The organism is Williamsia deligens (assembly GCF_024171765.1).
GTDB classification, from domain to species: Bacteria; Actinomycetota; Actinomycetes; order Mycobacteriales; family Mycobacteriaceae; genus Williamsia_A; species Williamsia_A deligens.
In genome coordinates, this window is sequence record NZ_JAMTCI010000001.1 from 925,071 (window position 1) to 941,313 (window position 16,243).

At 70.6% G+C, this 16,243-nt stretch carries 16 protein-coding genes and 1 pseudogene; 12 read left to right on the plus strand and 5 right to left on the minus strand.

Going from position 1 to position 16,243, the window contains the following annotated elements; all coding sequences use genetic code 11:
• The first annotated feature begins 46 nt into the window (after window positions 1–46).
• Together LX14_RS04355 and LX14_RS04360 are read left to right on the plus strand one after the other, a co-directional pair.
• Window positions 47–805: a phosphatidylserine decarboxylase gene (locus tag LX14_RS04355; protein WP_372505247.1), complete on the plus strand. Its 759-nt coding sequence runs from the start codon at window positions 47–49 to the stop codon at window positions 803–805.
• The gene (locus LX14_RS04360) at window positions 806–1,774 is read left to right on the plus strand and encodes a CDP-alcohol phosphatidyltransferase family protein (RefSeq protein ID WP_253646037.1); all 969 of its coding nucleotides are present in this window, start codon (window positions 806–808) and stop codon (window positions 1,772–1,774) included.
• A gap of 4 nt (window positions 1,775–1,778) precedes the next feature.
• Here the strand turns inward: LX14_RS04360 and LX14_RS04365 are convergent, their stop codons facing one another.
• Entirely contained in the window at window positions 1,779–2,252 is a 474-nt protein-coding gene (locus LX14_RS04365; RefSeq protein ID WP_253646038.1) for a hypothetical protein, read from the minus strand.
• Between the two features lie 211 nt (window positions 2,253–2,463).
• On the opposite strand from LX14_RS04365, the gene LX14_RS04370 reads away from it, so the two are divergent.
• From LX14_RS04370 to LX14_RS04400, 7 genes and pseudogenes are all read left to right on the plus strand, one after another.
• Window positions 2,464–5,391, plus strand: coding sequence for a Na+/H+ antiporter subunit A (locus LX14_RS04370; RefSeq protein WP_253646039.1), 2,928 nt, complete (start codon window positions 2,464–2,466; stop codon window positions 5,389–5,391).
• Window positions 5,388–6,017, plus strand: coding sequence for a Na(+)/H(+) antiporter subunit C (locus tag LX14_RS04375; RefSeq protein WP_253646040.1), 630 nt, complete (start codon window positions 5,388–5,390; stop codon window positions 6,015–6,017). Before LX14_RS04370 ends, LX14_RS04375 begins: the two co-directional genes overlap by 4 nt.
• Entirely contained in the window at window positions 6,014–7,621 is a 1,608-nt protein-coding gene (locus LX14_RS04380; RefSeq protein ID WP_253646041.1) for a Na+/H+ antiporter subunit D, read from the plus strand. Before LX14_RS04375 ends, LX14_RS04380 begins: the two co-directional genes overlap by 4 nt.
• Entirely contained in the window at window positions 7,618–8,385 is a 768-nt protein-coding gene (locus LX14_RS04385; protein ID WP_253646042.1) for a Na+/H+ antiporter subunit E, read from the plus strand. Before LX14_RS04380 ends, LX14_RS04385 begins: the two co-directional genes overlap by 4 nt.
• Window positions 8,382–8,636, plus strand: a pseudogene (locus tag LX14_RS04390) (monovalent cation/H+ antiporter complex subunit F); the annotation flags it as partial. The gene LX14_RS04385 and the pseudogene LX14_RS04390, both read left to right, overlap by 4 nt.
• A 143-nt stretch (window positions 8,637–8,779) precedes the next feature.
• Window positions 8,780–9,088 carry a monovalent cation/H(+) antiporter subunit G gene (gene mnhG / locus LX14_RS04395; RefSeq protein WP_253646043.1) on the plus strand — a complete coding sequence of 103 codons (309 nt, stop codon included), beginning with the start codon at window positions 8,780–8,782 and terminating at the stop codon, window positions 9,086–9,088.
• Window positions 9,089–9,242: 154 nt separating this feature from the next.
• Window positions 9,243–10,502 (plus strand): PucR family transcriptional regulator, encoded by a 1,260-nt coding sequence (locus LX14_RS04400; protein ID WP_253646044.1) that lies wholly within the window; start codon window positions 9,243–9,245, stop codon window positions 10,500–10,502.
• 7 nt (window positions 10,503–10,509) lie between these two features.
• Here the strand turns inward: LX14_RS04400 and LX14_RS04405 are convergent, their stop codons facing one another.
• The 4 genes from LX14_RS04405 to napA all read right to left on the minus strand — a co-directional run bounded on the left by LX14_RS04405 (window position 10,510) and on the right by napA (window position 13,443).
• Window positions 10,510–11,640 (minus strand): glutamate--cysteine ligase, encoded by a 1,131-nt coding sequence (locus LX14_RS04405; RefSeq protein ID WP_253647885.1) that lies wholly within the window; start codon window positions 11,638–11,640, stop codon window positions 10,510–10,512.
• A 32-nt stretch (window positions 11,641–11,672) separates the two neighbouring features.
• Window positions 11,673–12,407: a superoxide dismutase[Cu-Zn] gene (sodC, locus tag LX14_RS04410; RefSeq protein ID WP_253646045.1), complete on the minus strand. Its 735-nt coding sequence runs from the start codon at window positions 12,405–12,407 to the stop codon at window positions 11,673–11,675.
• 112 nt (window positions 12,408–12,519) lie between these two features.
• Window positions 12,520–13,050: a LytR C-terminal domain-containing protein gene (locus tag LX14_RS04415; protein ID WP_253647886.1), complete on the minus strand. Its 531-nt coding sequence runs from the start codon at window positions 13,048–13,050 to the stop codon at window positions 12,520–12,522.
• A gap of 21 nt (window positions 13,051–13,071) precedes the next feature.
• Window positions 13,072–13,443 carry a nucleoid-associated protein NapA gene (gene napA, locus LX14_RS04420; RefSeq protein WP_253646046.1) on the minus strand — a complete coding sequence of 124 codons (372 nt, stop codon included), beginning with the start codon at window positions 13,441–13,443 and terminating at the stop codon, window positions 13,072–13,074.
• 194 nt (window positions 13,444–13,637) lie between these two features.
• On the opposite strand from napA, the gene LX14_RS04425 reads away from it, so the two are divergent.
• The 3 genes from LX14_RS04425 (at window position 13,638) to LX14_RS04435 (ending at window position 16,153) form a co-directional block, all read left to right on the plus strand.
• Window positions 13,638–14,249 carry a peptide deformylase gene (locus LX14_RS04425; RefSeq protein WP_253646047.1) on the plus strand — a complete coding sequence of 204 codons (612 nt, stop codon included), beginning with the start codon at window positions 13,638–13,640 and terminating at the stop codon, window positions 14,247–14,249.
• Window positions 14,246–15,211, plus strand: a complete 966-nt coding sequence (locus LX14_RS20865; RefSeq protein ID WP_253646048.1) for an N-acetylglutamate synthase, CG3035 family — start codon at window positions 14,246–14,248, stop codon at window positions 15,209–15,211. Before LX14_RS04425 ends, LX14_RS20865 begins: the two co-directional genes overlap by 4 nt.
• Before the next feature lie 99 nt (window positions 15,212–15,310).
• The gene (locus tag LX14_RS04435; RefSeq protein WP_253646049.1) at window positions 15,311–16,153 is read left to right on the plus strand and encodes an FAD:protein FMN transferase; all 843 of its coding nucleotides are present in this window, start codon (window positions 15,311–15,313) and stop codon (window positions 16,151–16,153) included.
• The last annotated feature ends 90 nt before the right edge of the window (window positions 16,154–16,243 follow it).

Genomic DNA, 16,243 nt, shown 5'->3' on the forward strand with positions numbered 1-16,243 from the left:
GCGTCGGTGACACGACGCATCCGATCGAAGGGACGGTGCGAGGCACGTGGCACGACGCCCGAAGCCCGCCCTCCCCGCCGACGCCGTCCCGGGTGCCCCCCTCGACGACCGCGGGCGCATCACCCGGCACACACAGGGTCTCGCGCACATCGTCGAGCTTGTCGGCCACACCCTGCCGCCGATGCATCCCGCCGGTCTGCCGTTCGTCGCGGTGCCGGCCGCGGTCGCCGTCGCCGGACGCCGCCACCGCTGGATCCGGACGCCGGCGGTCACCACCGCCATGGCGTGCGCGGCGTTCTTCCGTCACCCCTCGCGGGTGCCGCCCACCACCACCGGGGCCGTGGTCGCACCCGCCGACGGCGAGATCACCCTCGTCGACGTCGCGATCCCGCCACCCGAGCTGGGTCTGGGCGACGCGCCGCTCCCCCGGGTCTCCACGTTCCTCAGCGTCCTCGACGTGCACGTGCAGCGCGCGCCGGTCAGCGGCGAGGTGGTGTCGGTGACGCACACACCGGGGTCGTTCCTCTCCGCGGACCTGCCCGCGGCGAGCGCCGAGAACGAACGCACCTGCATGCACATTCGCACCGACTCCGGTGACGACGTCGGTGTCGTCCAGATCGCCGGGTTGCTGGCCCGTCGCATCGTCAACGAGAAGTCGGCCGGTGACCGCGTCGAACTCGGTGAGACCTACGGCCTCATCCGGTTCGGCTCCCGTGTGGACGTCTACCTGCCCGCGGGCACCGAGCACTCCGTCCTCCCGGGCCAGCGCGCGGTGGGCGCGGAGACCGTGCTGGCGAGGTTGTAGATGACCCAGCAGCGTCCCGCCCGGACGGGCTCCGCGACGCGCCGCACGGTCCGTCGCCCCAGGTCCGACAGCAGCGTCCTGCGTCGTCGACACGGCCGCCGGGCCGACGTCGACCGCCGCGTGCCCGACCTCGCCGCCGGACGACTGCTCATCCCGTCCGGCCTCACCGTCCTGGCCATCTGCGCCGGCCTGTCGGGGGCACGGTTCGCGCTCGACGGCCGCGTCGACCTCGCCGTCGGCATGATCGCCGCGGCGGCCCTGCTCGACGGCGTCGACGGACGCATCGCCCGACTGCTCGACGCAACCACCCGGATCGGCGCCGAACTCGACTCCCTCGCCGACGCCATCAACTTCGGGGTGGTGCCGGCACTGACGGTCTACCTGCTGTTGCTGCGCGGTCAGGACGCCGGCTGGATCATCGTGCTGATCTTCGCCTGCGCGATCGTGCTGCGGCTGGCCCGGTTCAACATCCTCGACGACGACGTCAGCGCACCGACCTACACGCGCGACTACTTCATGGGGGTGCCCGCGCCCGCCGCCGCGATCATCGCGCTCCTGCCGGTGGCGTGCGACAAGCAGTTCGGTGAGGGCTGGTGGACGTCGACCGCAGCCGTGGGCGCGTGGATGCTCGTCACCGCCGCGCTCGCGGTCAGCCGGGTGCCGACCGTCTCGGTGAAGACGGTGTCCGTACCCCCGCACAAGGTCGCCGGGATCCTCATCCTCGTCGCGGTGGCCGCCGCACTGCTGCTGACGTTCCCGTACGTCCTGATGATCCTGCTGATCGTGGGTTACCTCGCCCACATCCCGTTCGCGTGGCGGGCCAGCCGGTGGACGGCGAAGCGGCCACACACCTGGGACAAGGCGCCGGCCGAACGGCGCGCGGAACGCCGTGCCGACCGCGGTCGCGACCGCAACCGACCCGTGCGGTCGCAGGCGCGCCTCGGTCTGCGCCGACCGGGCAGGCCCTGACAGCTCAGCCGCGCGACACCTGGTAGAACACCGAGTTCCCGCCACCCGCGGCGCCCGCCACGCTGCCGACCTCGACGGTGTAGAGCGTCCCCGACTTCGTCGCGCTGAGCACCACCACCTTGTTGCCGCCCTCGGTGGTCCGCTGGACCTCCTTGTAGCCGGCCTTCGTGAGGTCGCCGACGGCGTCGTCGAGGGCGGTGGTCGCGGTGGCCGGGCCCTGCACCGTGAGGTTCCAGCCCTCGTCCGCGGTGCCTCCCGCCGACAGCAGCGGGCCGTCGAGCACCGGGACGTCGTCCTTCGGGAAGTCCGACGGCAGCGCGAGCGCCGACGGCGACCCCGGGCCCGCCGGTGAGTCCGATCCCGAACCGCACGCGCCGAGGAGCCCGCAGACGGCGAGGACCGCGATCACCACCGCCGCCACGCGCGGCGCTGACCGGTGGCGGGCCCGTCGGGGGGCGGGGGTCGACAAGGAGTTCATGGTGTCCCTTCGTTCGCAGGCAACCTACCGGCTGCGACGGCCGCGCTCCGGGTGGGGACAGCGGGGGCCCTCCGGGCCGGGACCTCGGGGCCCTCCGGGCCGGGACGGCCGCAAACGGACACGCCCGGTAGAGTCGACACCGCGGATGAGCAGCGGCGTAGGCCTGCGCGGTCCGTGACACCCCGCCCATGCCGGACAAGACGGAGTGCCCGTGATCGCCATTCTGCTCGCGTTGGTCGCCACGGCCGCCGCAGCACCCGCGATCATCATCTGGCTCGGTCGACGGGGCTTCTACGTCCTCGCGCTGGCCCCCGCGGCAGCCACCGTCGTCGTGATCAGCAGGTGGCCCACCGACGACTCACCCTGGACCGAACGCATCTCCTGGGTGCCCGCCCTGCACATGGACATCGACCTGCGGATGGACACCCTCGCCGCGGTGATGTCGGTGCTGGTCCTCGGTGTCGGTGCGCTGGTGCTCTGCTACTGCGCGGAGTACTTCAGCGACGTCCGCCGTCGGGTCGCCGGCTTCGGCGGGGAGATGGTCGCGTTCGCCGCGGCCATGTTCGGGCTCGTCGTCAGCGACAACATGATCGTGCTGTACATCTTCTGGGAGGCCACCACGGTCCTCTCGTTCCTGCTCGTCGGGTTCTACGCCCAGCGCGCGACGTCCCGCCGGGCCGCCACCCAGGCCCTGCTCGTCACCACCGCGGGTGGCCTGGCGATGCTCGCGGGCATCATCGTCCTCGGCGAGCGCGCGGGCAGCTACCTCCTCTCCGACGTGATCGCGTCGCCACCGACGGGTACGGCGGTCACCGTCGCGGTGGTGCTGATCGTGATCGGCGCGCTGAGCAAGTCCGCCATCGTGCCGTTCCACTTCTGGTTGCCCGGCGCTATGGCCGCCCCCACCCCGGTCAGCTCCTACCTGCACGCGGCCGCGATGGTGAAGGCCGGCATCTTCCTGATCGCCCGGTTGGCACCGGGCTACTCCGACCTGCTCGCCTGGCAGATCCTCTGTGTCGGGCTCGGCGGGCTCACGATGATCCTCGGCGGGTGGCGGTCGCTGCGCGAGTTCGATCTCAAGCTGATCCTCGCCTTCGGCACCGTGTCCCAGCTCGGCTTCCTCATGGTGCTCGTCGGCGTGGGCGATGCGAACGTGGCGCTGGCGGGTCTCGCGATGCTGGTGGCCCACGCCCTGTTCAAGGCGTCGCTGTTCATGGTGGTCGGCGTCATCGACCACTCCACCGGTACCCGCGACGTCCGCAAGCTCGCCCGACTGGGATCGGCCATGCCCGGGCTGACCGTCGTCGCCGTGCTCGCCGGCGCCAGCATGGCCGGGCTGCCGATCACGATGGGGTTCGTCGGCAAGGAGGCGGCGCTCGCCTCGCTGCTGGACTACGACGGTGTCGGCGGCTGGGAGGGCGGCGTCCTGACCACCGTCGTGGTCGTCGGGTCGGTGCTGACGATGGCCTACACGGTGCGCTTCCTGTGGGGCGGTTTCGGGCGCAAGGTGCAGTCGACCCCGAGTGCCGCAGTCGCCCGCATGCACCGTCCCTCACTCGCCTTCCAGGCGCCCGCCGCCGTCCTGGCCGTCGCCGGTGTCGTCGCCGGGTTCCTCGCGTCCCCGCTCGGCGACATCCTCGAGCGGTACGCGTCGACGCTGCCCGCGCACGGCCACGAGATCGAGCACCTCGCCATCTGGCACGGTCTGACACCCGCCCTCGGGTTGACCGCGGTGGTGATCGTCGGCGGTGTCACCACGTTCGTGGTGCTGCGCGCCCGTCGCCGTCGTCTCGGTTTCACCACCCCGCCGCTGGGCAACGCCGACCGCATCTACGACGCGGTGCTGCGCGGCGCCGACGTCGCCTCGCTCGCACTGACGCGCGTCACCCAGACCGGTTCGCTGCCCGTCACCCAGGGCGTCGTCATGGTCACGCTGATCATCACCCCGCTGGCCGCCCTGTTCCTGGGCAACCGGAACCGCCTGGAGGTGGCCGGTTTCGACTCGCCCGTCCAGGTGGTCATCGGTGCCATCATGATCGCCGCGGCGTTCGCGGCGACCATCCTGCGCAACCGTCTCGCGGCCACCCTCATCGTGGGCGTCACGGGGTACGGCTGCGGCATGATCTTCGCGTTCTACGGTGCGCCCGACCTCGCGCTCACCCAGTTCCTCGTCGAGACACTGAGCCTCGTCATCTTCGTGCTCGTGCTCCGCAAGCTGCCCGCCGAGACCGAGAAGCGCCACCTCACCGGGTTCCGTCCGCTGCGCATCCTCATCGCCCTGGCGTTCGGCGCCCTGCTCGTCATCATCGGGCTGTTCGCCGCCGCCGCCCGCTCCGGGCCCGGCGTCGCCGCCGACCTGCCCAAGGCCGCATACGAACTCGGCAACGGCGCGAACGCCGTCAACGTGCTGCTCGTCGACATCCGCGCGTGGGACACCCTCGGCGAGATCTCGGTCCTGCTCGTCGCGGCGACCGGTGTCGCGTCGATGGTGTTCCGGCACCGGCGATTCGGCTCCGCGCCGCGGGTCGCCGACGCCGCCCGTCACCAGGGTGCCGACCCGTCCACCGTCGACGGCTCGGAGGCACCCACGCCCGCCGAGCCCCCGATGCCGCTGGCGCGCACCACCTGGCTGCGCGGCAGCGAACTGCGCGACCCCCGGCACCGGTCGATGGTGCTCGAGGCGACCACCCGACTCATCTTCCCGACCATGGTGGTGCTGTCCATCTACTTCTTCTTCGCCGGCCACAACTCCCCCGGCGGCGGTTTCGCGGGCGGCCTCACCATGGGCATGGCCCTGGTGCTGCGCTACCTCGCGGGTGGTCGATACGAACTCGGCGAGACCATCCCGTTCGACGCCGGCCGGGTCCTCGGTGTGGGACTGGCGTTCGCCGCCGGGACCGCCATCGCGTCGGTGCTCATGGGCGCACCCGCGTTGTCCTCGGCGACCATCGAGATCACGCTGCCGGTGCTCGGCGACATCAAGTTCGTCACCGCACTCTTCTTCGACCTCGGCGTCTACCTCATCGTCGTCGGACTCGTGCTCGACGTGTTGCGGAGCCTCGGCGCCCGCCTCGACATCGAGGAGACCGCGACCAACGCACAGCCCGGTGAGACCACCGAGGTGGCGACGAGCCGATGAACCTCGACCCCTCACCGGTGAACCTCGGACTGCTCGTCGTCGTCGGACTCGTCGCGGCCTGCGGCGTCTACATGCTCCTCGAGCGCAGCCTCATCCGGATGCTGCTGGGCCTGCTGCTCGTCGGCAACGCGATCAACCTCATGATCATCGTGCTCGCCGGCAGCATGGGGAACCCGCCGATCTACGGGCGCACCAGCGACAACCGCTCGGGCGACGCCGACCCCCTGGCGCAGGGCATGGTGCTCACGGCGATCGTCATCACGATGGGCGTGGCCGCCTTCGTCCTGTCGTTGGCCTACCGCTCCTTCGTCATCAACACCGACGACGAGGTCGACGACGATCCCGAGGACGTGAAGGTCGGCGCGCAGTCGCTATCCGACGCCCCCGACCGCGACCGCAGCGACGACCCCCTCACCGGCGTCGACACCAAGGTCGGCGACATGTTCGACGACGACGGCAACCCGCTGTCCGTCGACGAGATCCGTGAACGCAAGCGCAGCCGCATCGAGGCCGACCTCATGCCGGAGGACACCGACTCCGACAACGACGACCTCATCGACGACGAGGCCCTCCTCGACGAGGACCAGTCGCAGAAGGGCCAGTCACACGAGGACGGGGCCCGATGACCCCCGACACGTCGTGGTTCGCGACGCTCATCGTGCTGCCGACGCTGCTGCCCCTGATCGGCGCCGCGTCGACCCTGGTGATGGGACGCAGCCCCCGCGTCCAACGCGCGGTCACCATCCTGGCCATCGGCGGGGCGTTCGTCGCGTCGTGTCTGCTGCTCTACCTGACCGACAGGCACGGCACCTACGCGCTGCACGTCGGCGGGTGGGACGCCCGCGGCACCGACAACGGTCCGCTGGGCATCACCCTCGTGGTCGACCAGTTGTCCGCACTGATGCTGGTGGTCTCCACCGTCGTGCTGCTCTGCGTCGTCCTGTACGCCGTCGGGCAGGGCATCCGCGACGGCACCAGCGAGCAACCGACGTCGATCTTCCTGCCGACCTACCTCGCGCTCACCGCGGGCGTCTGCAACGCCTTCCTCGCCGGCGACCTGTTCAACCTGTTCGTCTCGTTCGAGGTGCTGCTCGCGGCGAGCTTCGTGCTGCTCACGCTGGGCGCCAGCGCCGACCGCGTCCGCGCGGGCGTGTCCTACGTGATGGTCTCGATGGTCTCGTCGCTGATCTTCCTCGCGGGCATCGGCTTCGCCTACGCGGCGACCGGCACGCTGAACCTCGCCGAGATGGCGGTGCGCCTGCAGGACGTCCCCGACGGAACCCGCACCGCGCTGTACGCGGTCCTGCTGGTCGCGTTCGGGATCAAGGCCGCCGTCTTCCCGCTGTCGACGTGGCTGCCGGACTCCTACCCGACCGCGCCGGCACCGGTCACCGCCGTCTTCGCCGGCCTGCTCACCAAGGTGGGTGTCTACGCGATCATCCGCACGCACACCCTGCTGTTCCCGGGTGGGTCGATGGACACGGTGCTCCTCGTCGCGGGCCTGCTGACGATGGTGGTCGGCATCCTCGGTGCGATCGCCCAGGCCGACATCAAGCGGCTGCTCTCGTTCACCCTGGTCAGCCACATCGGCTACATGATCTTCGGTGTCGCGCTGTCGTCGGAGTTCGGTCTCGCCGGGGCGATCTACTACGTCGCGCACCACATCCTCGTGCAGACGACGTTGTTCCTCGTCGTGGGACTCATCGAACGACAGGCCGGGTCGGCGTCCCTGCGTCGTCTGGGCGGTCTCGCCGCCAGCCCGCTGCTGGCCGGACTGTTCCTCATCCCCGCGCTGAACCTCGGCGGCATCCCACCGTTCTCCGGGTTCATCGGCAAGGTCGCACTCATCGAGGCGGGTACGCAGGACGGCAGCGTGCTGGCCTGGATCCTCATCGCCGGGTCGGTCGTCACCAGCCTGCTGACGCTGTACGTCATGGCCCGGGTGTGGACGAAGGCGTTCTGGCGTCCGCGCGCCGACGCACCCGAGGGCGACCTCGCCGACATAGGCCCGTCCGCCCTGGTCGACGAGGAGGGCGACATCGCCTTCGGCGAACGTGCCGACGTCGGGCGGATGCCCATCGGCATGGTGGTCCCGACGATGATGATGGTCGCCGCGGGACTGGTGTTGACGGTGTGGGCCGGCCCCATCTTCGACTTCGCGTCGACGGCGGCCACCGATCTCAGCGACCGCGGGATCTACCTGACCGCCGTGCTGGGGGGTCCCCGATGAGCCGTCCGATGGGTGGGACACCCACGAAGGGTCGCGTGTGGGGATCGCTGCACCACGCATGGCGGGTCAGCTTCATGTTCGTCGCGTGGCACCTCGCGCACGCGGTGGTCTGGGTGAAGAACCGCATCCACGTGCTGCGCTGGTTCGGCTCCGACGGCCGTGAGGTCGCTGTCCGACTCTGGACCATCGCCTGGCTGACGTTCGTGTGGGTGTTGCTGTGGGGCACCCTCTCCTGGGCCAACATCCTCGGCGGCATGCTGGCCGCGGTGCTGATCCTGGTGCTCCTGCCGCTGCCGCGGGTACCGGTCGAGGGTCGGATCCACCCCGGCACCGTGCTGCTCCTGCTGCTGTACCTCGTCCGCGACTTCTTCGTGTCCAGCGCCGAGGTCGCCTGGTTGGCGGTCCGCCCGGGCCGCGCACCCCTCAGCGCGGTGCTGCGTGCACGCGTCGCCATCAAGTCCGACATGGTGTTGACGCTCGCCGTCGACTACATCAACCTCGTCCCCGGCACGATGGTCGTCGAGATCGATCACCGCCGACGCCTGCTCTACGTGCACCTCATCGACGTGTCGTCGGAGAAGAAGGTGCGCGACTTCCACAAGCAGATGGCGACGGTGGAACGACTGTTCGTGCGCGCGTTCGAGCGTGACAGCGAATGGCACCCCAGCCCCTACCACGGTCTCGACGACGAGTTCCACCGTCCGCTGCCCGTCGCGCCGACCCGCAGGACACCCGCGCAGACCCGGGGAGAGGACCGCACATGACCGTCGTGTGGGTGATCGCCGCGACGATGCTCCTCGCCGCGGCCGCGATCACGATGATCCGCATCCTCGCCGGCCCGGGCACCCTGGACCGTCTCGTCGCCCTGGACACACTCATCGCGCTGTCGATGTGCAGCCTCGCCGGGTGGGCGGCCTACAGCCTCGACTCGACGGTGGTGCCCGCGGTCGTCGCGCTGGCCCTGCTGAGCTTCGTCGGGTCGGCCGCCATCGCCCGGTTCCGTGTCCGCGACGACGTCGTGCGTGTGCAACCCCCGCGCGACGAGGTCGCGTATCACCCCGGAGAGGCGGAGACGGTGGTCGGCACCGACGTCGACGCCGACCAGGGCGCCGCGATCGCAGCCGACGACGAACTCGACGAGAAGGACGGGGACTCCTGATGATCACCGACATCGTCGTCGCCGTGCTGGTGCTCCTCGGCTCGTTGCTGGCGCTGACCGCCGCGATCGGGGTGCTGCGCTTCCCCGACACCCTCACCCGGATGCACGCGACCACCAAGCCGCAGACCTTCGGGCTGCTGCTGGTGCTGATCGCGGCGATGATCCGGCTGTCGGGCAGTGTCGACTTCGGCATGTTGGTCCTGTCGGGACTCTTCGCCCTCGCGACCGCGCCCGTCGTCGCGCACAGGATCGGCCGCCTCGCATACCAGGAACAACGGGTGCGCGACGCCGACGACTCCACGTCCTGAGCGACTCGTCGCCGACGGCGGCGACGCCCCGGCGCGCACCGAAGGATCGCTCGGTAGCTTTCGTCCAAACGCACATATCCGTTATGGTTCTCGTCACAGTAACGTCGCGCTCTGTGGGGGACACGCGACGCTGATCGGGGAGGGCTCCATCGTCATGTCGAATGATTCCGCCGAGGTCACGCGCCCAGGGGGGCTGACCATCACCGTCGCAGGACGGCCGGCATCCCGGTCTCTCGCCGACATCAACAAGCTCGCGACGCAGCTCGTCGGCCATTTCGCCGACAACGTGGCGCCCTGCCACACGTTGCCCGGCGAGCAGCTGCATGGCGACGTCACGGCGGTCACGCAGACCTGTCTGCGGATGGCCATCGAGGTGCTCGACCAGCAGACGCTCCCCGACGAGGCGCAACTCGCGCAGCTGCGTGAGGCGGCGGCCCAGTGGGCCCGCGAGGGCGTCCCGCTCGACACGATCATCCACACGTACCACGAGGGCATCAAGGTCGGATTCGACCTCATCGCGGCCCAGGCGTCGGCCGACGACCTCCCCGACCTGATGTCGGGGTTCCGCCTGGTCATGGCCCTGCTCGACACGTTCACCGTGGCCGTGTCGACCGCGTACGTGGAGGAGCACCACCTCGTCGCCGGCCAGCACCACTCGGCCACGCAGACCCTGATGTCGGCACTGCTGTCCGGTCACACCGCGTCGGCCGTCGCACGACAGACCGGTCTGCCGGTCGCGCAGTCGTACCAGGTGATCTCGATGGCGATCGCGCCGCATCCCGACGAGCTCGACCCGCGGGTGAACACCAAGATCGCCGCTCGACGCAAGCTGCGGCGGGTGCAGTCGACGCTCGCCTCGATGTTCAACGGCCGGGCGCTGACGTTGCTGTCGAACAAGGGCGGCACCATCCTCGTCCCCGCCGACGGGGACATGCCGCGCCTGACCGGGGCTCTGCTCGAGGAGCTCAGCGCGACCGCCGAGGCCCCGATCATCGCGACGCAGGCGGTGGGGTCCACGGACACCATCCCGAACATGGCCGAGGAGACGCAGGAGCTGATGGACCTGGTGCGGGCCATCCGGCGCCCGCCGGGTCTGTACCAGATGCAGGACCTGCTCATCGAGTACCAGATCACGCGCCCCGGTCCCGCCCGCGATCACCTCGCGGCGACGCTGTCGCCGTTGGAGAACCACCCCGAGCTGCTCGAGACGCTGCGGGTGCACCTCGAGACCGGGCTGAACCGCAAGGGCACCGGCCGCCGGATGCACATCCACCCGAACACCGTCGACTACCGACTGCGCCGGATCACCCAGACCACAGGGATCGATCTCGCTCTGCCGGAGGGCATCTCGCGCGCCCACATCGCGTTGCTCGCCCTCGAGCTCGAGCAGCAGGCGACCCGCCCGTCGGCCTGACGCCTCGTCAGGTGCGGTCGAGCTCGCCGACCACGGCGGCGACCACGTCGAACATGCTGCCGGTGCGTTCCAGCACCGCCCGCTGGCGTTGGTAGGAGCCCTTGCCCGACGCGATCGTCAGCACCGACGCGAGTTCCTCGCTGCACCCGAGGCGTTCGGCGATCGGCGACAACCGCTCGACGATGTCGGCGAGGTCGTCGGTGACGAGGCGTTCGGTGCAGTCGGCGTCGGTGATGATCACCGCGTCGAGGCCGTAGCGCGCCGCCCGCCACTTGTTCTCCTGCACCAGCCACGGCGCCATCTCGCGCGGCAGTGTGCCCGCGGTCCAGCGCTCGTCGAGATCGACGACGAGGCAGTGGATCAGCGAGACGATCGCGCCGAGCTCGGCCAGCGTCGAGATCCCGTCGCACACACGCACCTCGACGGTCCCCAGCCGGGGGGAGGGGCGGATGTCCCAGCGCACCTCGTTGATGTGGTCGATGATGCCGGTGGTCTTCTGGTCGGCGACGAACCCCTCGAACTGATCCCACGTCGAGAACTGGAACGGCAGACCCGCGGTCGGCAACTGCTGGAACATCATGGCCCGGTTGCTGGCGTAGCCGGTGTCCGTGCCGGACCACATCGGGGACGACGCCGAGAGCGCCAGCAGATGCGGGTAGAAGGCCAACAGCGCGTTGACGATCGGGAGGACCTTCTCCTGCCGGTCGATGCCGACGTGGACGTGGACACCCCAGATGAGCATCTGACGTCCCCACCACTGGGTGCGCTCGATCAGTTCGGCGTAGCGCGGTGCGTCGGTGAGTTGCTGGGTGGACCACTCGCCGTAGGGATGGGTTCCCGCGCCGAAGAGGTCGACACCGATTTCGTCGGCCATCCCCGACACGACCCGCAGGGTCGACCGCAGATCGGCGACCGCGTCGCCGGTCGTCGCACAGACGCCGGTGACCAGTTCGACGGTGTTGCGCAACAACTCTCGGTGCACGCGTTGCTCGAGAGTGGGGTCGCCGTGGGCGACGACCTTCTCGAAGAGATCCGCCGCGGAGTTCGAGAGCTCACCGGTCGTCTTGTCGACGAGGGCGAACTCCCATTCCACCCCGATGGTCGGGGCGGGCGAGCCGACGAACTCGATGTGCTCCACGGGCACGCGAGCGCCGCCCGCCGCGGGGGTGGTCACCCCTGTCCGATGACCCCGCAGGCCACGCGCGAGCCGGCGTCACCCGTGGAGAGCGTCTCGCTGTCGGGAGCGGGCGCGTACCGGGTGGGGATGTTGGCGAAGTTGTCGGGACCGCTGTGGATGATGATCGCCTTGCCGGTGATGTCGCTGAGCGACACCGCGTCGGTGGTGGTCACCGTCTCGCCGCGGCCGTTGCCGTCGACCAGGATCGACACGAGGTCACCGCTGGAGGGGTGACCGGTGCGGCCGTCGACCTGCAGGTGTCCGCCGGCGGACAGGAACGCGCCGGGGGCGCCACCGGTCGGGGCGGTGGAGTTGTTCTCGCACTTGCCGACGGAGTGGATGTGCATGCCGTGGAACCCGGGGGTGACGCCGCTGGTCACGGTGACGTCGACGCGGACGGCGTTCGATCCCGCCGAGGTGAACTTCGCGGAGCCGACCTGCGCTCCCGACGGCGAGATGAGCGATGCGGTCAGACCCGAGCTCGAGGAGCTGCCCGAGGACCCCTCGGATCCGGATTGCTGCGACGCGGACACCGATCCGCCGGACTCGCCCTCGCCCAGCCCGCCGGGCGCCTGGTCTCCGGTGATCACGGCCGGGGTGGTGCCGGGGGTGGACGACGGCTGCTCGTCGGGGCTGCAGCCCGCGACGACGGCGCCGACGGCGGCCGCCGAGGCCATGGCCGCGACGACGCGGCGGACGGTGCGGCGGGTGGTCGGCTGGAACGTCATCGCTGGTGGGTCTCCCTCTGGTGCGGGCGCCGGGCCTGGCCGGATCGTGTCCCGGGAATCATATCGGTCGCACCCGGGTCTCCCGGCCACCCACCTGCGCGGCCCGTGCGGGTCAGCGGGTGAGGACGACGACCGCGATGCCGCCGCGACACTGCGTGAACGCCGACGGACGCGCGTCGATGCTGGCCCCGCCGTCGAGATCGGAGGCGACCTTCTGGGCCTCCGCACGCTGGGACGCGGTATAGAACACCGTGTTCTCGGTGATGCTCGAGGTGGAGAGGTTCCCCGGGGCGCTGGTGCGGTACCCCTTCGCCTTCAACGCGTCGGTCACCTCGACGGCCAGTCCGGTGATGGTGCCGGCGTTGTACACGCAGACCAGCGGACCGGACGTGGATGCGCTGCTCTCACCCGCCGCGCTCGGGGCGAGGGAACCGCTGCTCGCAGCGGTGGTCGACGACGGTGCGCCGGACGTGCTCGGCGCCGTCGACTCGGAGGCGGCCGCCGCCCGCAGATCGGCCTCGGGGCTGTTGCCGGAACTCGCCGCGGAGTGCCATCCGAGTCCGACGAACACGACCGCGACGGCCAACAGGAGCATCGCGCCGGCGCGCAGGGGCAGGCGATCGGAGTCGCGTTCCGGCGTCATCACGGGCGCCACTCTACGAGATCAGGTGATGTCGAAGCCGAGGCGCCGCGCGGCCCGGGCCTTCTGACGGCTCGCACGCAGACGGCGGAGACGCTTCACCAGCATCGGATCGACGGCGAGCGCCTCGGGACGGTCGACCAGCGCGTTGAGCACCTGGTAGTACCGGGTCGCCGAGAGACCGAAGAGCTCCTTGATGGCCTCTTCCTTCGCGCCGGCGTACTTCCACCACTGGCGTTCGAAGGCGAGGATGTCGTGTTCGCGACGGGTCAGCCCGTCGGCTCCGACGGCGTTCGCGTCGACCGTCTGCCCGTCGGTTGTGGTCGTGTCGGATGGGGAGGCCTGGTCTGCCGGTCGCCCCGACCCCTTCTGGCTACGCGCGGTTGCGCCGTCCATCTCGCTCCCTCGAGGTACCTGCTGCTGACACCACACCGATTGCGCCGACTCGCATGTCGCCCCGATCCCGACGACGGGTCGCCGGGTGAGTTACATCGATGTGTTTCACGGAGTATCTAATCACGGTCGGGCCGGGATTCCCGGGTGCAACGTGCCGGGCGTCGACCCCGGATGTGCCGAGTAATCTCTCGCGCATGGCGATTCTCCCCATCTGCATCGTCGGCGAGCCGGTGCTGCACGAGCCCACCGCCCCGGTGGAACTCGACGCCGACGGCAAGCCCCCCGCCGACGTGGTGGCCCTCATCGACGACATGTTCGAGACGATGGACGCCGCCCACGGTGTCGGTCTCGCCGCCAACCAGGTCGGCGTCGGCAAGCGGTTCTTCGTCTACGACTGCCCCTCCGGTGAGACGCGCGCCTCCACCCGCCAGCGCGGCGAGGTGATCAACCCCGTCCTCGAGACGTCCGAGATCCCCGAGACCATGCCGGATCCCGACGACGACGAGGAGGGCTGCCTGTCGGTGCCGGGCGAGCAGTTCCCCACCGGACGTGCCGACTGGGCCCGCGTCACCGGCGTCGACCGCACCGGTGCAGAGATCGTGGTCGAGGGAACCGGCTTCTTCGCCCGGATGCTGCAGCACGAGACGGGCCACCTCGACGGCAAGCTCTACGTCGACGTCCTCGTCGGGCGCAACGCGCGCGCCGCCAAGAAGGCGATCAAGCGCAACGGCTGGGGCACACCGGGCCTCACGTGGACGCCGGGCGAGGACCCCGACCCGTTCGGCCACGACGACCCCGACGAGTGACCTCCCCCGTCGACGGCGCACCCGGCGACCGGGTGGTCGTGCGGTTCGCCAAAGGCGACGGCGCGCCGGGTGACTGGCGCCGCGACCCGTCGGCGACCCGCACCGACGTCACCGGCGTCCTGGTGTCCGCGGACGACACCGCGATCGTCGTCCGCCGTGACGGCGAGGAGGTTTCCATCCCCGCTGCGCTGGTGCTGTCGGTGCGTGTCCTCCCCGACCGCGCGGTGCGCACCAGCGAGATCCGCGAGCTCGAGACCGCGGCCGCCCACGGATGGCCCGGCACCGATCGGGAGACCGTCGACGGATGGCTGCTGCGCGCCGGTGGTGGTTGGTCGCGGCGCGCGAACTCGGCCGTGCCCCTGGCCTTCGGTGTGACCGCGGACGTGGCGACTCTCTCGGTGATCCGGCGGTGGTACGACGACCACGGACTGCCGACGACCATCGCGGCCGTGGACCGGGTTCTTCCCGCCGGCGCTGTGCCCGACGGTGTCCGCGTGGCGGTGATGACGCGTGACATCCTGTCGGTTCGTCCCGATCCCGCTGTCTTCGTGGACGTCTCGACCACCCCGACCGACGACTGGCTCGCCGCGGTGATCGGTCATCGCGACGAGGTCGTCGACCCCGCGGTGGCCGCCGATGTCCTGTCAGCCGTCGTCGACGGCACGCTCCTGTTCGCGTCGGTGACGGTCGACGGGACGCTCGTCGCGACGGGACGGGGCGCGATCACCCGGTCCACCGAGGCGGCCCCGACCTGGCTCGGGTTGTCCTGCCTCCGGACGCATCCCGACCACCGCGGCCACGGGGTCGGGACCGCGGTCGTCACCGCCCTGATGCAGGACGCGCGCAAGACCGGTTGCGAGCGGGCCTATCTGCAGGTCGAGCAGGACAACGCCGCCGCGATCCGGCTGTATCGCCGCCTCGGCTTCGTCCGGCACCACGGGTACGGCTACCTCACGCTCTGATCCTCCGGGTCACAAGCGGTTCTCGGTCGGCTCACAGTCGGCGTCCAGGTTCGCGGATCACGGTGGTCTCCATCAGCACCGCAACCCCAGGAGCCCGCCATGATCGCCACCGCACATCTCTCCGGTCTCGGAACCGACATCGCGGTGTCGGTCACCGAGCCCTCGTCGCTCGAATCCGCCGTGCGTGACGCCGCTCGCCACGCCCGCAACATCGAGCTCACCGTCGACCGCAGCCGACCCGGAGCCGAGATCCACGCCGTCGATGTCGCCGCCGGGGCGCCGGTGCTGGTCAGCGCGGTGATGGAACAGATCGTGGCGCGCGCCCTCTATTTCGCCGACATCACCGACGGCGCCACGCAGGCGGTGCGCCGCAGCAGCATCCCCGACGACCGGTTCCTCGCCCGGATGCGGTTCTCCGGCGACGGATCCGCGCCGGTCGTCATCACGTCGTCCGAGGTGGCGCCCGTCTGGCACCGCCCGCGTCTGTCGGGCGGCATCCTGGAGGTCCCCGCGGACGTGCGGCTGGAACTGGTGTCGACGGGCCGTGCGTTCCTCGCCGATCGCGCCGCCCACCGCATCGCCGACCGTCTGCAGTGCGGGGTGATGGTCAGCGTGGCCGGCGTGACCGCCACCGCCGGCCATCCCCCGCTCGGGGGTTGGCGACTCGACGCTGCGGCGGGGCTGCGGGCCGTCGAGATCCCGGCCGGGTGGGCATGTGCCGTCGTGACGGAGGACGACGTGGCCCGTCTCCCGCGTAGCCCGTTCGATGCGCGCCCACATTCCGACCACGCGGCCGTGCGGGTGATCGCGCACGAAGCGGGAACCGCTGCGGCAGCGACGATCCTGACGCACATCGATCCGGTGCGCGCGCAGGCCTGGGCCGAGGCGGAGGACATGGTCGTCACCGCCTCCTCGGCGCACGCCGGTCACGCCGCCGCCTGATCAGCCCGCGCGGGCGCGCGGGATCGGTGTTCGTGTCCGGTGGGTGTGGTGATCAGCGTGTCGTGTCGGACTGCTGTCGGCTATCCGCGT